The 14,317-nt window shown below is 42.2% G+C and carries 15 protein-coding genes and 2 pseudogenes; 9 read left to right on the top strand and 8 right to left on the bottom strand.

The window, feature by feature from the left end; translation table 11 throughout:
• The first annotated feature begins 39 nt into the window (after positions 1–39).
• From ACU8V8_RS14975 to speD, 8 genes are all read left to right on the top strand, one after another.
• On the top strand, positions 40–621 hold the full coding sequence (locus ACU8V8_RS14975; protein WP_446888017.1) for an anthranilate synthase component II: 582 nt from the start codon (positions 40–42) through the stop codon (positions 619–621).
• Between the two features lie 46 nt (positions 622–667).
• On the top strand, positions 668–1,828 hold the full coding sequence (locus ACU8V8_RS14970) for an HDOD domain-containing protein (RefSeq protein WP_446888016.1): 1,161 nt from the start codon (positions 668–670) through the stop codon (positions 1,826–1,828).
• 379 nt (positions 1,829–2,207) lie between these two features.
• The gene (locus tag ACU8V8_RS14965) at positions 2,208–3,413 is read left to right on the top strand and encodes an aspartate aminotransferase family protein (protein ID WP_446888015.1); all 1,206 of its coding nucleotides are present in this window, start codon (positions 2,208–2,210) and stop codon (positions 3,411–3,413) included.
• A gap of 88 nt (positions 3,414–3,501) precedes the next feature.
• Complete coding sequence (gene astA, locus ACU8V8_RS14960; protein ID WP_446888014.1) at positions 3,502–4,518, top strand: arginine N-succinyltransferase; 1,017 nt, start codon at positions 3,502–3,504, stop codon at positions 4,516–4,518.
• Between the two features lie 15 nt (positions 4,519–4,533).
• Positions 4,534–6,003 (top strand): succinylglutamate-semialdehyde dehydrogenase, encoded by a 1,470-nt coding sequence (gene astD / locus ACU8V8_RS14955; protein ID WP_446888013.1) that lies wholly within the window; start codon positions 4,534–4,536, stop codon positions 6,001–6,003.
• Positions 6,004–6,148: 145 nt separating this feature from the next.
• On the top strand, positions 6,149–6,496 hold the full coding sequence (locus tag ACU8V8_RS14950) for a DUF3802 family protein (protein WP_087532733.1): 348 nt from the start codon (positions 6,149–6,151) through the stop codon (positions 6,494–6,496).
• A 78-nt stretch (positions 6,497–6,574) separates the two neighbouring features.
• Positions 6,575–6,988 carry an OsmC family protein gene (locus ACU8V8_RS14945; protein WP_087532732.1) on the top strand — a complete coding sequence of 138 codons (414 nt, stop codon included), beginning with the start codon at positions 6,575–6,577 and terminating at the stop codon, positions 6,986–6,988.
• A gap of 87 nt (positions 6,989–7,075) precedes the next feature.
• Positions 7,076–7,888, top strand: coding sequence for an adenosylmethionine decarboxylase (gene speD / locus ACU8V8_RS14940; RefSeq protein WP_446888012.1), 813 nt, complete (start codon positions 7,076–7,078; stop codon positions 7,886–7,888).
• Here speD and ACU8V8_RS14935 read toward each other — a convergent pair.
• The 4 genes from ACU8V8_RS14935 to ACU8V8_RS14920 form a co-directional block, all read right to left on the bottom strand.
• Positions 7,858–8,076: a pentapeptide repeat-containing protein gene (locus tag ACU8V8_RS14935; protein ID WP_446889656.1), complete on the bottom strand. Its 219-nt coding sequence runs from the start codon at positions 8,074–8,076 to the stop codon at positions 7,858–7,860. The genes speD and ACU8V8_RS14935 overlap by 31 nt on opposite strands.
• Positions 8,077–8,085: 9 nt before the next feature.
• On the bottom strand, positions 8,086–8,526 hold the full coding sequence (locus ACU8V8_RS14930) for a hypothetical protein (protein WP_446888011.1): 441 nt from the start codon (positions 8,524–8,526) through the stop codon (positions 8,086–8,088).
• Between the two features lie 18 nt (positions 8,527–8,544).
• A complete protein-coding gene (locus tag ACU8V8_RS14925) occupies positions 8,545–8,820 on the bottom strand; it encodes a hypothetical protein (protein ID WP_446888010.1) in 276 nt (91 codons plus the stop codon).
• A gap of 112 nt (positions 8,821–8,932) precedes the next feature.
• Positions 8,933–9,331: a VOC family protein gene (locus ACU8V8_RS14920; RefSeq protein WP_446888009.1), complete on the bottom strand. Its 399-nt coding sequence runs from the start codon at positions 9,329–9,331 to the stop codon at positions 8,933–8,935.
• Positions 9,332–9,477: 146 nt separating this feature from the next.
• Between ACU8V8_RS14920 and ACU8V8_RS14915 the strand changes: the two genes are divergently transcribed.
• On the top strand, positions 9,478–10,959 hold the full coding sequence (locus ACU8V8_RS14915) for an NAD(P)H-hydrate dehydratase (protein ID WP_446888008.1): 1,482 nt from the start codon (positions 9,478–9,480) through the stop codon (positions 10,957–10,959).
• A gap of 91 nt (positions 10,960–11,050) precedes the next feature.
• Here the strand turns inward: ACU8V8_RS14915 and rnk are convergent.
• From rnk to ACU8V8_RS14895, 4 genes and pseudogenes are all read right to left on the bottom strand, one after another.
• Positions 11,051–11,465, bottom strand: a pseudogene (gene rnk, locus ACU8V8_RS14910) (nucleoside diphosphate kinase regulator).
• Between the two features lie 186 nt (positions 11,466–11,651).
• A pseudogene (gene groL / locus ACU8V8_RS14905) lies at positions 11,652–13,300 on the bottom strand (chaperonin GroEL).
• A gap of 47 nt (positions 13,301–13,347) precedes the next feature.
• Entirely contained in the window at positions 13,348–13,635 is a 288-nt protein-coding gene (locus ACU8V8_RS14900; protein WP_087532715.1) for a co-chaperone GroES, read from the bottom strand.
• 150 nt (positions 13,636–13,785) lie between these two features.
• Positions 13,786–14,262, bottom strand: a complete 477-nt coding sequence (locus tag ACU8V8_RS14895) for an FxsA family protein (RefSeq protein WP_446888007.1) — start codon at positions 14,260–14,262, stop codon at positions 13,786–13,788.
• Positions 14,263–14,317: the final 55 nt, after the last annotated feature.

The following is a 14,317-nucleotide window of genomic DNA, read 5'->3' as shown; positions in this document are numbered from 1 at the left end:
GACCCCATTATTCTGATTATGCTTTGGGTTCTGTATTTCATGCTGTTAATGATCGACAACTATGACTCATTCACTTACAACTTGGTGCAATATTTTCAGCACCTGGATCAAGAGGTGTTAGTAAAGCGCAACGATGAGTTATCCGTTGCACAGATTAAGCAGCTTAACCCTCAGCATATTGTAATATCGCCAGGCCCATGCTCGCCTAATGAGGCGGGAGTGTCATTACAAGTGGTAGAGCAATTAAAAGGAATATACCCTATTTTAGGGATATGCTTAGGACATCAAACTATCGCCCAAGCACTTGGAGGTAATGTAATACGTGCCAAACAGGTGATGCATGGAAAAACATCGCCGATTTATCATAATAATAAAGGTGTGTTTAAAGGTTTGGCGAATCCGCTAACAGTTTGTCGTTATCATTCATTGGTTGCACAGCGGCAAAGTTTGCCCAGCGAGCTAGAAGTTACTGCTTGGACGCAAACTGTTGACGGTGAATTTGACGAAATTATGGGGCTATTACATAAAACTTTAGCGTTAGAAGGGGTACAATTTCACCCCGAAGCAATTTTAACCGAACAAGGGCTTGAATTACTTGCCAACTTTTTAACTCGGTTCTAGGCTTAGAACTTACTCTTTAAATAACATTTATAAAAGATACTAATTAATGACAGACAAATCGCGCCAACAAGTCACTGCAAAAGCACTCGCTCAACGCGCACATGATCTGTTGCTGGGACATAGCTTTGCTCAGCGTCAAATCGGTTATATCCATACTCTTGAGATTGATTATGGTGAGCCAATAAAACAGCGTACTTTACTCCAAGTAGAAGTCGCTGCACACACTAAGCGTCAAAAATCCAGCACAGCCCATCATAAGTATCGTGCGCAAGCGAGTGAACAACTTCATCAAGTGATAGAGCATGCAATGCAAAAGCAGCTAGCTGATATTGATACTGTTATTCATGAAACAATTGGTATAGAAGATAATATACCTGCAATTTTAGATATTCTGTCAGTTAAGTCAGCATCAGTAGGTCGTTTAGAGCCATTAGTTAACGACTTGAGCTGGTTAGGCCGCGAGCTTGTTACCTTTGTGAATCTGCCTTATTACCGAACTCAGCGTAATAAACATACTTCTGTTAAAGTCGATAATCCATCTTTAGCACTGCGCTATATCGGTCTTGATAACTTAAAATTTGTAGTACCCACTTTTGCGGTGCGTCATTGGATGCCTCATAGCACTGAGCCATTCCCGCTATTAAAACGTCGCTTGCGTGATAATTCAATGGCTTGTGCTATTGCTGCACAAGAGTTAGCTAAATTAAATGGTGTAAACGAAATTCATGCGTTTACTCTAGGTATGCTATTGGATGTCGGTAAGATTGCTTTAGTACGGCTCTATTTGCGTACCTTTGAGTTGGTATGGCAACGAAAAGTGAGCATAGCACGGGATGAGCAGCAAAAAGATTTACACACTGCTTTATTGGAACTCAAGCCTGATCCCCTTTTTTTAAGCACTTTGTTAAGTGAGCACTCTTTAAAGGTAACGCAAAAGGTGATTGATAAAATGGCCTTTCGTTATTTACCTTTTAAGTTTGCCATGCAGCAACTCACAACGCCGTTAGGGAAAGGTGATACATTATTACCTTTAACAGAGGTGATACAAAAGGCTCGCTGTTATTCTCAGCACCTCACTCTGGTTGAGCATCAAATGGTAGAAAGTGACGAAACAGCACGGTGGTTTGAGTTTTTCAATTTCACTAAATCGGAACTAAACCAGCTAGAAAAAACCAATTTCCAGCACTTCCATATCAAAATTGACTAATTTCATAAATTTTTTGTTAATTTTTTTGCGACTATTCATTCATTAGTCAGTTTAATACTCTATTACAGTTTATAAGCTAAATGCATGCTCAGTGAGTAACGGAGCAGACTTATGCAACAAATTGGTCGTTATAAACCTGAGTAAATAGTTATTCACTATCTATGAAATAATATCTCAAAGCCTTGAATAACAAGGCCTGCATGAAAGTTTTCTAAGAGACAACAGCATAAAACTCTGAAATAATGGCCTTCTGAAAATTGAACCAGAGAGTATTTTTTGGCAATTTAAGCTATGCTCATTTACGCCAAAAGGAATGGTGCACTAATCCACCATTCAATTATTCACACTCTCTGTGATATCACAATTAAGAGGATACAAAATGACAGTTAATCGCGAATTATTTGATCAAGTAATGGTACCAAACTACGCACCTTCAAGCGTTATTCCTGTTCGTGGCGAAGGCTCACGTGTTTGGGATCAGCAAGACCGCGAATACATCGATTTTGCTGGTGGTATAGCTGTTAACTGTTTAGGCCATTGTCATCCTGCATTAGTTAATGCATTAAAAGAGCAAGGTGAGAAGATTTGGCATTTATCAAATGTAATGACCAATGAACCAGCGCTTCGTCTAGCTAAAAAGCTAGTTGATGCTACATTTGCTGAAAAAGTTTATTTCGCTAACTCAGGCGCAGAAGCAAATGAAGCGGCGCTTAAATTAGCGCGTCGTTTAGCGCTTGAAGAGTTTGGTGCCGAAAAATCGCAAATAATTGCATTCAATAAAGGTTTCCACGGCCGTACATTCTTTACTGTAACAGTAGGTGGTCAAGCTGCTTATTCTGATGGTTTTGGCCCTAAACCTGGTGACATCGTACATTGTGATTACAACGATTTAGCTGCTTTTGAAAAGCTAATTTCAGATAAAACATGTGCGGTAATGATGGAGCCTCTACAAGGTGAGGGCGGTATTATTTCGCCAACGGACGAATTTGCTAAAGGTGTTCGTGAGTTATGTACGAAACATAACGCGCTACTTATTTTTGATGAAGTACAAACCGGTGTTGGCCGTACTGGTGAACTATATGCATACCAAGGTTTAGGTGTTACACCTGATATTCTAACGTCAGCTAAAGCATTAGGCGGTGGCTTCCCAATTGGTGCAATGCTAACGACGACTGAAATCGCTAAGCACTTAAAGGTAGGTACTCACGGTTCTACTTATGGTGGTAACCCACTGGCTTGTGCTGTAGGTGAAGCTGCATTTGATACAGTTAACACACCTGAGGTACTTGCTGGTGTTAAAGCAAAAGAAGCATTATTCCGTGAATTACTAACGGCTGTTAATGATAAATACAAAGTGTTTTCAGAAATCCGTGGTCAAGGTTTATTAATTGGCGCTGTTGTAACTGAGCAATATAAAGGACGTGCAAAAGAGTTTTTAGTTGCAGGTATTAACGAAGGTGTTATGTCGTTAGTAGCTGGCGCTGATGTTGTACGTTTTACACCGTCTTTAGTTATTCCTGAAGCTGATATTCGTGAAGGTATGGCGCGCTTTGAAAAAGCCGTTGCTACAGTCGTGAACGGTTAATCAACTCGTCTCACCTGATCAAGGGCAAGTAGCAAGCTTGCCCTAGTATTCTAATTTTACCGTTATTTATAAGGGAGCAAGCGGACTCATGATGATCCTTCGCCCAATCCAGCAATGTGATTACCCAGCTTTATTGAAGATTGCCCACGAATCGGGGCATGGCTTTACGTCTTTACCTAATAACGAGGCGTTATTACAAAAGAAAATAGACCATTCAGTAAGCTCATTCGCAAAAAATGCATCTCACCCGGGTGATGAAGGCTACTTGTTTGTTCTTGAAGATAGCGAAACCGGTGAGGTAGTAGGTACTTCTGCCATCGAAGCTGCCGTAGGCCTTGATGACGCGTTTTACCATTACCACCTTAGCAAAGCGATTCATTCATCTCGCACTTTAGATGTTTACAAGGCGGTTGATATACTAACCCTGTGTAATGATTACACCGGTGCAACCGAGCTATGTACACTATTTTTAAGAGACGGTTATCGTAAAAACAATAACGGCAAGCTACTATCAAAAGCACGTTTTATGTTTATTAAACAACATCAAGAACGTTTTGCTGAGACCGTTATCGCAGAAATGCGCGGTGTATCAAATGAAAATGGTGATAGTCCGTTTTGGCAATGGCTTGAAGAGCATTTTTTCTCGATGGACTTTCCTACAGCCGATTACCTTACAGGTATTGGTCAAAAAGTGTTTATCGCCGAGCTGATGCCTAAATACCCAATTTATGTCAACTTATTAAGTAAAGATGCGCAAGCAGTAATTGGTAAAGTACATGACAATACACGCCCTGCAATAGAGCTATTAAAGAGTGAAGGTTTCACCTTTAACGGCTATGTTGATATTTTTGATGCAGGCCCTACTGTTGAAGCTAAAGTAGGCAATATTGCGACCATTCGTAATGCAAGTAACTTTACTGTAAAAATTGGTGACAATAGTGGTGACACGCCAGTAATGCTAGCGAACGATAAATTAAATGACTTTAGAGCAACCGTCGCACAGTTAAACTTTGATGCGACAAGTGCAGAGCTTACATTGCCTCAAGCAATGGCAGACGCACTTCATTTACAAGCGGGCGATACCGTTACCGCAACAAGCTTATAATTTAGGAGAAAGTATATGACTCATCCTGCACAATTTATTAATGGTCAGTGGTCGCAAGGCCAAGGCGATGCATTTAATTCAGTAAACCCTGCAAATAACGATGTTATTTGGCAAGCAAACTCTGCAACCAGCAAACAAGTTGATAGTGCGGTAAATTCAGCACGTAAAGCTTTCTATAGCTGGGCTGATAAATCATTCGATGAGCGTTTAGCCATTGTAAAAACATTTGCTGAAACCTTAAAAGAACATAGCGAAGAGCTTGCTGTAGCTATTGCGCAAGAAACGGGTAAACCATTATGGGAAACCCGCACTGAAGCCGGCGCAATGGTGGGTAAAATAGCGATTTCTGAAAAAGCATTTTTAGAGCGTACGGGTGATGTAGAAAACCCAATGCCACAAGGCCGCGCTATGATCCGCCACAAGCCACATGGTGTAGTTGCCGTGTTTGGGCCTTATAACTTCCCTGGTCACTTACCTAATGGTCATATTGTTCCTGCACTATTAGCAGGTAACACCGTGGTATTTAAACCATCTGAACTAACACCTATGGTGGCAGAACTAACCCTTAAGTTATGGGAAAAAGCAGGCCTACCGGCTGGCGTGATTAACCTTGTACAAGGCGAAGTTGAAACAGGTAAAGCGCTTGCTGCGCATAAAGAGATTGATGGCTTGTTCTTCACGGGCTCATCACGCACAGGACATATCTTGCATGAGCAGTTTGCAGGCCAGCCAGGTAAAATTCTCGCATTAGAAATGGGGGGGAATAACCCGCTTATCATTACTGATGTTGCAGATACCAAAGCCGCAATTCACGATATACTGCAATCTGCATTTATCTCAAGTGGTCAACGTTGTACTTGTGCACGTAAGTTATTTTTACCAGCGGGTGAGCAAGGTGATGCAATTTTAGCGGGTCTTATCACAGCGACTAAAGCCATTAAAGTGGGTAACTTTGATGATGCAGACCAGCCGTTCATGGGGGCGATGATTTCATCAGCTGCCGCAGCGGGTATGGTTAAAGCGCAGCAGCAGCTTGTTGAGCTAGGTGCACAGGTGCTTGTGGAGCTTACACACACTGAAAACACAGGCTTTGTTACGCCAGGTATTATCGAGTGTACAAATGTTGCAGACTTCCCAGATGAAGAGCATTTTGGTCCTTTACTAAAAGTTTTCCGCTTTACTGACTTTGATAGTGCTATCGATAAAGCAAATGACACCAGTTTTGGTTTATCAGCTGGCTTATTAAGTGACAACGCAGCTGATTACGACCACTTTTTACGTCGTATTCGCGCAGGTATTGTTAACTGGAACCGCCCAATCACAGGTGCATCAAGTGCTGCGCCATTTGGTGGTATTGGTGCATCAGGTAATCACCGCGCAAGTGCATATTACGCGGCCGATTATTGTGCATACCCAGTGGCTTCGGTTGAACTTGAAAAAGTAGCGATGCCAGCGACATTAAGTCCTGGTTTAAAAATTGACTAGTACTGTACATTGAATTGGTACTAAATAATTAAAAAAGCAGCCACGGCTGCTTTTTTTGTATTGCTTAATGTTCAAAGGTAGCAATTAAAAGCGCTTTCTGCTTAAATCATATAGTCGTGATAATTTTATTGTAGGTGTTTTAATTATGGTTTTAGATAGGCAAGGGTATGATGATCTCATCATGTATCTCACTCAAAATTTAGCGTTATTTGAGAAGCCCGGCGAAATAAAACCTGGCGCTCCTACTGTTATGGAATTAATTGAGGACGATATCGCAGAAAATGTCATGCTGTTATGCCAGCAACATACAGAGCTTTCAACTGAGCAGCGCGGCATGATAGTGCGTGAAGTAGATGGTATTGTGTATGACTTGCAAGAAGTGCTAAGTAGTGTTACCAGTAAACAAGTGACTATTGAGCAACATGCATTTATTGATGAGTTTGCCGGTTTAGTTAAAAACCTGTTTGATTGTGCTGTAGCAGAAGGTGCATAATTACGTTGAATATCGCTTTTAATTGCATCTGAGCGTGACTTGCATACAATAAATAAAACAATTTTTTAGAGTAGAAAAATGCAAGCGAATGTAAAATGGGTTGAAGGCGATACGTTTATTGGTCGTTCTAATTCCGGTCATAATGTAGTATTTGATGCTGGCAGTGATAGCGCTGCACCAAGCCCTATGGAAATGGTATTAATGTCTGTTGGCTGTTGCTCATCAGTTGATGTGGTCAGCATTCTTAAAAAAGCTAAACAAAATTTCTCTGACGTTCAAGTACAGCTAAGCTCAGAACGAGCGGAATCAGCTCCTCGTGTATTCACCAAGATTAACTTACACTTTGTTGTAACAGGCAATAATGTTTCTGAAAAGCACCTTTCACGTGCGGTGCAACTGTCTGCCGAAAAGTATTGTTCAGTCGCATTAATGCTTGATAAAACGGTAGAAATTACCCACAGCCACGAAGTTGTACAAGAACAGGTAAAATAACGCTTTTTCCTGCGGTGAAATTCGTATAAAATCCGCGAACTTTCATTCTGCTGTGGCAGATCTCACTAGTTTATAGGTTGGTTTATCATGAACAACCCCTTCGATAAAATTAAACTACATGGCTTTAATAACTTAACCAAAAGTTTAAGCTTTAGTATTTACGATATTTGCTACGCAAAGACCGAACAGCAGCGTAAAGAATATATTGAATATATCGACGAGCAGTACAACGCTGATCGACTAACCGATATTTTAGGTGAAGTGGTTGATATCATCGGCGCAAATATTTTAAATGTATCTCGCCAAGATTATGAGCCGCAAGGTGCCAGCGTAACGATTTTGGTATCTGAAGAGCCAATTGAACAACAACAGACTTACGATGTTGATGAAGCGCCTGGTCCGTTACCAGATGCAGTGGTTGCCCATTTAGACAAAAGCCACATCTGCGTACACACGTACCCTGAAGCGCATCCTGATGATGGTATTTGTACATTTCGTGCCGATATCGAAGTATCAACGTGTGGCATTATCTCGCCACTAAAAGCGTTGAACTTCTTAATTCACAGCTTGGATTCAGACGTTGTGACAATCGACTACCGCGTACGTGGTTTTACCCGTGACGTAGATGGTGTGAAACACTATATCGATCATGCGATTAATTCGATTCAGAATTATATGACTGAAGATACCAAGGAAGCGTACCAGATGATGGACGTGAACGTGTATCAAGAAAACTTGTTCCACACTAAGATGATGCTAAAAGAGACCGATTTAAATACTTATTTATTTGGTGTTTCTACTGATGATTTATCTGACGACGAAGAAGAAGAAATTCGTTCGAAGTTAACCCGTGAGATGCAAGAGATTTTCTACGGCCGTAACTTACCAGATACAGAATAAGCTAAGTTTGTTCTTAAACACGGCGCATAACGTAAGTTATGCGCCGTTTTTTGTAAGTAAGTGAGAGTAAAGTTAGCGAGGGTAAAGTTAGCGAGGGTAAAGTTAGCGAGGGTAAAGTTAGCGAGGGTAAAGTTAGCGAGGGTAAAGTTCGTGAGAGTAAAGTTCGTGAGAGTAAAGTTAGTTTGAATTAAGTGTTCTTAGTGTCGGTGGTAATCTTGCCAGTAGGGTTTAGCGCCTATCAAAAAGCAAATACCAGCGTATAGCCAAACCGAGCTGGCTACTAATTGCCAAATATCAAGTTCCGTTGAGCGAATGAGTAAAGGGACTGCAATTAAAGCACGGGCTACGCATATCAAAGCGATGATTGATAAAGCCGCTGTGGTTAAAGGCATTTTTCGTATTAAGCCCGCAGCACAGAATGCGTAGGCACTACAGGTAAACATAAGCCCTGCAACTATAATCGTGGCAACAGGCGCAAGGTATGTGCCTTGCTGAGCTGACTCAATTAAAGCGTGTGGTGCCCTAGCAAAGGCATACCAGCTTGGCCCACCCCCAATACAGAGTAAATGCCAAACAGCCGCGGCAAATGCGATGGCCCCTGCGCTGATTAATAGTTTCTCGGTGTTAGTTTGTTGCATTATTTAAGTCTACTTTTATTATTCTATGGTTTCATCATCAGGAGGGTCGCCCGAGTCTTCTTTACGCTTACGTTGCTCTTGTTTGGCTTTTTGCACATTCTCAAATTGCGGGGGCGGAATAGGGAATAACGAAATCAGCGGGAAGAACGATAAAAATAAAAATGCACCCCGAGACATAGTCTTACCCGAGGCCAGCACTTTAATCATGGCCCACACTATAATAAGTAACAGTAAGGTAACTACAAACCAATGTAGTAGTAATGTGTCAAGGCCAACCCTGTCTAATAAATCCATTTGTTTTCAATATGGTTACTAATATAAAAGTAATGAGGGTTAATTGAACAATATCAAGTCAATAGATGCTATTACCGTCATGTAGGCTGTGATTTATCGCTATAACTAATTTTTAAGCCAATTGCAGGAGATCCCATTTATTGCCGTATAAATCTTCAAATACCACCACAGTGCCGTAGGCTTCTTCACGGGGTTGTTCGTTAAATTTAACACCTTGTTGTTGCATCACTTTATAATCACGCCAAAAGTTATTGGTGTGCAAAAATAAAAATACACGACCGCCAGATTGATTGCCTACAGAGTCTAATTGCTGTGGCGTACTTGCTTGTGCAAGCAGTAAGTTAGTGCCATTAGAATTAGGTGGAGCGATGAGTACCCAACGTTTACCATTGCCAAGGTTAGTATCTTCAATTAAATCGAACCCCAGTTTTTGAGTATAAAATGCGATGGCGTCATCGTAGTTTTCGACCACTAACGCAACGCTTCCTATGTGTTGTTTGATATTGGGCATTGGCTAACCTTACGGATTAATAAGTGTGTATGGTTGCTTTATCACATAACAGCAATCCATCAGAGGATAAAAGGCTGATTTTACCAACCATTTGACTGCGATTGCCACCACTTATATGCTGGTAAAAAACATCATTAAGGTTCAGCATGCCAGCAAACTTATCTCAATGTGTATTTAGTGCCGAGCAAGTACGCACTCACGAACCTAGTGCAGCAGAGCAAAGCGCTGTGTCTATGTATACGCTGATGGAGCGTGCAGGGAAGGCAGTGTTTGAGCAGGTAATTAAACATTACTCACATGCACAAAATTATGTCATTTTAGTTGGCGTCGGCAATAATGCTGGTGATGGCTATATTGTTGCAAGCCTTGCAAAGCAAGCAGGTAAACAGGTTACTGTGATTCCTGCACTACCAGATAAGCCTTTAACAGGTGATGCGCTAACAGCGCAAAAAGCATGGTTGGCTATTGGTGGCGAAATATCAACTTATGACCCGTTAACAATAAAAACTGCTGACATTGTTATTGATGGTCTGCTGGGCACAGGCCTTAAAAGTGAGGTGCGAGAGCCATTTACTAAGCTAATAAAAACGGCCAACGATAGCCCTGCGCCAATTATTGCGATTGATTTACCTTCGGGCATTGATGCTGATACGGGCGCTGTACAAGGTATTGCTATTAAAGCCAAGCTTAGCGTTACTTTTGTTGGGGTAAAGCAAGGCTTAGTGACGGGCGAGGGCAGAGCATATACAGGTAAATGTGAATTTGCAGATTTAGGCGTTGGGCAGGCGTTTATCCAGTTGGCCACACCCAGTGCAGAGCTTATTAATTATGGCACCACTCAAGGCTTAACTAAGCGACAAAACAACAGCCACAAAGGCAGCCATGGCAAGTTACTGTGTGTTGGTGGAAATGCGGGCACTGCCGGTGCAATAAGATTAACCAGCGAGGCTGCGCTTCGTACAGGTGCAGGTATGGTTAAGGTGTATACTCACCCAGATTCTGCATTGGCTATCAGTATGGGTCGCCCTGAGTTGATGGTGACTACCACCGAGCTTGACGCAGCATTAGAGTGGGCAACATGTATAGCGATTGGTCCAGGGCTTGGCCAAGATTCATGGGCTAAATCCACCTTTGAAACGGTTATTCAACACTGTGTTGCCCATAATAAAGCAATGGTTGTCGACGCCGACGCATTAAACCTTATTGCTCAGCAATCATCGCCTACTGCACTGAAAAACACGGTATTCACACCGCACTCAGGCGAAGCCGCACGGCTACTTAAGTGCACTATTAGTGAAATTGAGTCAAACCGTTATCACAGTGCACACAAATTGGCAGAGACATATTCAACGACTTGTGTACTCAAGGGGGCGGGTAGTATTATCGCAGATGGCACTAAAGCGTGGGTATGCACTGATGGCAACCCTGCGTTAGCTGTAGGTGGCAGCGGTGATGTACTCACTGGCATTATTGCTGGTCTTATCGCACAAGGGTTAACAACTGAGCAAGCTGCGTGTTTTGGTGTGACCTTGCATGCAAAAGCCGGAGATATAGCCGCACAGCGCGACGGCGAACGAGGTATGTTGCCTAGTGATCTGTTTACGATAGTTAGGGAGTTGGTAAACTAAAGCCGTCAGTTTCTGATAGCTGCCAGCTAAAAACTGAAAGCTATAATACGTAAAACCCCAGCCGAAGCTGGGTTTTTAATGACACTAACTATTAGCGATGTAACTCGCCAACTCTTTCTGGTTGATAGGTTACTGCTTTTATTTTTACTTTGATCACTCCGCCACTAGGCTTGGGCCACTCAATTTCATCGCCTTGTGACAAACCAAGTAGAGCACTTCCTACTGGCGCTAAAATTGATATCTTATCGTCATTCGCATCAGCATTTTTTGGATACACTAAGGTCTTGGTGAATTCTTCTTGAGTCGATTCAACGATAAAGTTTACTGTCGAATTCATAGTAACAACCGTTGATGGCATATCTTTTGGTTCAACGATTGTGGCACGGCCTAGTTCAGCTTCAAGTTCTTTTTTCACCAGCGAAGCTGCCAGCTGGTAATGATTCCATTAAATCATATAATCTATCAGCATCGAGTGATGAAATGATTAGTTCAGGTTTTTTATTCATCTTACTATCCTTAACAATGTTGTATAAATAAAATTAACTCTGGGTTTGGCTTGCTACGCAGTTCAAAGACTGCTCTACGCTGGAGTCATTTTATTTGTAAGTTATATCCGCTATTTTATCTTTGCCTATAATGCTAAAAAACCCAGCCGAAGCTGGGTTTTTAATTGAGCTAGGTTAGGGGGAGGATTACATCATTCCGCCCATGCCACCCATACCGCCCATGCCACCCATATCAGGGGCACCAGCTGGCTCATCTTTTGGGATTTCAGCAACCATGGCTTCAGTGGTGATCATAAGACCCGCAATCGAACCTGCAAATTGTAGTGCAGAGCGCGTAACTTTAGTTGGATCTAGGATACCCATTTCAAGCATGTCGTTGTATTCGCCAGATGCTGCGTTGTAACCGTAGTTACCTTCGCCGCCTTTAACTGCGTTAATTACTACAGACGCTTCGTCACCTGCGTTAGTCACGATTTGACGAAGTGGTGCTTCCATAGCACGTAGTGCTACTTTGATACCGTGGCTTTGGTCTTCGTTGTCGCCTACTAGTGCAGCTAGTTTGCTAGCAGCACGTACTAGTGCAACACCACCACCCGGAACTACGCCTTCTTCAACCGCTGCGCGAGTTGCATGAAGTGCATCTTCAACGCGGTCTTTCTTCTCTTTCATTTCGATTTCAGTCGCTGCGCCAACTTTGATTACTGCAACACCGCCAGCAAGTTTTGCCATACGCTCTTGTAGTTTCTCTTTGTCGTAGTCAGACGTTGCTTCTTCGATTTGTGCTTTGATTTGTGAAACACGACCGTTGATGCCATCTTCTTCGCCAGCACCGTCGATGATAGTTGTATCATCTTTAGTGATTACTACGCGTTTAGCTGTACCTAAGTCTTCGATTGTTGCTTTTTCAAGCTCAAGACCGATTTCTTCAGAGATAACAGTACCGCCAGTTAATACAGCGATATCTTGTAGCATTGCTTTACGACGGTCGCCAAAACCAGGTGCTTTAACAGCTGATACTTTAACAATACCGCGCATGTTGTTTACTACTAGTGTTGCTAGTGCTTCACCTTCAAGGTCTTCAGCAATGATAAGTAGTGGCTTGCTTGCTTTAGCAACGGCTTCTAATGTAGGTAGTAACTCACGGATGTTAGAAACTTTTTGTCTACAAGTAGAATGAATGGGTTATCTAGTTCAACTGCGCCTTTTTCAGCGTTGTTGATGAAATACGGAGATAGGTAACCACGGTCAAACTGCATGCCTTCTACAACATCAAGTTCGTTCTCGAGTGATTGACCTTCTTCAACGGTGATAACACCTGTGTTACGGCCTACTTTTTCCATCGCTTCTGCAATGATGTCGCCAATCTCTTTATCAGAGTTAGCTGAAATAGTACCTACTTGAGCAATCGCTTTGGTATCAGCACAAGGAACTGAAAGTTCTTTAAGCTCAGCAACAGCGGCGATGATTGCTTTATCAATACCGCGCTTAAGGTCCATTGGGTTCATGCCCGCTGCAACTGCTTTTAAGCCTTCGTTAACGATAGATTGTGCTAAAACAGTAGCGGTAGTTGTACCATCGCCGGCTGCATCATTTGCTTTAGATGCAACTTCTTTCACCATTTGTGCGCCCATGTTTTCAAACTTGTCTTCAAGTTCGATCTCTTTGGCCACTGATACACCATCTTTAGTGATCACTGGAGCGCCAAATGATTTGTCTAATACTACGTTCCGGCCTTTTGGCCCTAACGTTACTCGAACTGCATTTGCTAGGATATTTACGCCAGTTAGCATTTTAGCGCGTGCGTCACTTGCAAAAAGTACTTCTTTTGCTGCCATGATTTTTTCCTCTAAATTCTTAAATGTTTGTTAAACGAAAAGTAGGTTTAGCCTACAATGCCTAAAATGTTGTCTTCACGCATGATCAGGTATTCTTCACCTTCGATCTTTTCAGCTTTTTCAACATATGAGCCGAATAACACAGTGTCACCGACTTTAACTTCTAATGCTCTCACATCACCGTTATCTAGAGTACGGCCATTACCAACAGCGACAACTTCTCCGCGCGTTGATTTCTCAGCAGCAGAGCCAGTTAATACAATACCGCCAGCAGACTTGGTTTCTTCTTCTAGACGCTTAACGATCACGCGATCATGTAAAGGACGAATGTTCATTTGTTTAGTTCTCCTAACAGTTTCTGAACAGGACAGAAAAAAGTTTTGTGTGTACCAAGGCAACTAAAGAGTGTTATTTAATTGCCGTGGATTAGTTGTACTCAGTAATGGGGGTAATGCGGAAAAATCCAAGAGAAAAAAATAAAAATTTTAATCTTTTCTCTCGTATTCACCATCAATCGTGGTTGGCTCACTCATTTTTCGTGGCTCAGACTCTTGTTGAGTCTGTTGTGTAAATGGTGATGCGCCTTGTTGCATACCGGCACTCATACGAACAGTTGCTTGGCTCGCAAGGCCTGCGGCTAGCTTATTACGAATAGCCGGGGTGAGCAGTAAAAAGCCAAATACGTCAGTCATAATGCCTGGGGTGAGTAATAAGATACCGGCGATAATGACACATAATCCGGTAAATAATTCTTTGGCTGGCATTTGCCCTTGGGCCATTTGCGTTTGCACATTTTGCAGTGCGCCCATGCCTTGCTGTCTGACCAGTTTTGCACCAAAAATGGCGGTTAAGATAACCAGTGCAATGGTTGCAAAGCCACCAATAACATCGGCCACTTGAATTAGCAGCGCGATTTCAATGATCGGCACGAGAATAAATAACAAAAATAAAAATCTAAACATAAAGCTCTCTAAATAGTGCTCACGTAACATCGTGATGAAATATAAATATGGGCTA

Source organism: Pseudoalteromonas sp. SaAl2, assembly GCF_052947895.1.
This window is presented reverse-complemented; position numbering and strand designations above follow the sequence as displayed.

What these genes read in the sequence shown, in the direction of transcription:
- ACU8V8_RS14975 (WP_446888017.1), top strand. Translation starts at nt 40, where the DNA reads ATGCTGTTAATGATCGACAACTATGACTCATTCACTTACAACTTGGTG.
- ACU8V8_RS14970 (WP_446888016.1), top strand. Translation starts at nt 668, where the DNA reads ATGACAGACAAATCGCGCCAACAAGTCACTGCAAAAGCACTCGCTCAA.
- ACU8V8_RS14965 (WP_446888015.1), top strand. Translation starts at nt 2,208, where the DNA reads ATGACAGTTAATCGCGAATTATTTGATCAAGTAATGGTACCAAACTAC.
- astA (WP_446888014.1), top strand. Translation starts at nt 3,502, where the DNA reads ATGATGATCCTTCGCCCAATCCAGCAATGTGATTACCCAGCTTTATTG.
- astD (WP_446888013.1), top strand. Translation starts at nt 4,534, where the DNA reads ATGACTCATCCTGCACAATTTATTAATGGTCAGTGGTCGCAAGGCCAA.
- ACU8V8_RS14950 (WP_087532733.1), top strand. Translation starts at nt 6,149, where the DNA reads ATGGTTTTAGATAGGCAAGGGTATGATGATCTCATCATGTATCTCACT.
- ACU8V8_RS14945 (WP_087532732.1), top strand. Translation starts at nt 6,575, where the DNA reads ATGCAAGCGAATGTAAAATGGGTTGAAGGCGATACGTTTATTGGTCGT.
- speD (WP_446888012.1), top strand. Translation starts at nt 7,076, where the DNA reads ATGAACAACCCCTTCGATAAAATTAAACTACATGGCTTTAATAACTTA.
- ACU8V8_RS14930 (WP_446888011.1), bottom strand. Translation starts at nt 8,526, where the DNA reads ATGCAACAAACTAACACCGAGAAACTATTAATCAGCGCAGGGGCCATC.
- ACU8V8_RS14925 (WP_446888010.1), bottom strand. Translation starts at nt 8,820, where the DNA reads ATGGATTTATTAGACAGGGTTGGCCTTGACACATTACTACTACATTGG.
- ACU8V8_RS14920 (WP_446888009.1), bottom strand. Translation starts at nt 9,331, where the DNA reads ATGCCCAATATCAAACAACACATAGGAAGCGTTGCGTTAGTGGTCGAA.
- ACU8V8_RS14915 (WP_446888008.1), top strand. Translation starts at nt 9,478, where the DNA reads ATGCCAGCAAACTTATCTCAATGTGTATTTAGTGCCGAGCAAGTACGC.
- ACU8V8_RS14900 (WP_087532715.1), bottom strand. Translation starts at nt 13,635, where the DNA reads ATGAACATTCGTCCTTTACATGATCGCGTGATCGTTAAGCGTCTAGAA.
- ACU8V8_RS14895 (WP_446888007.1), bottom strand. Translation starts at nt 14,262, where the DNA reads ATGTTTAGATTTTTATTTTTGTTATTTATTCTCGTGCCGATCATTGAA.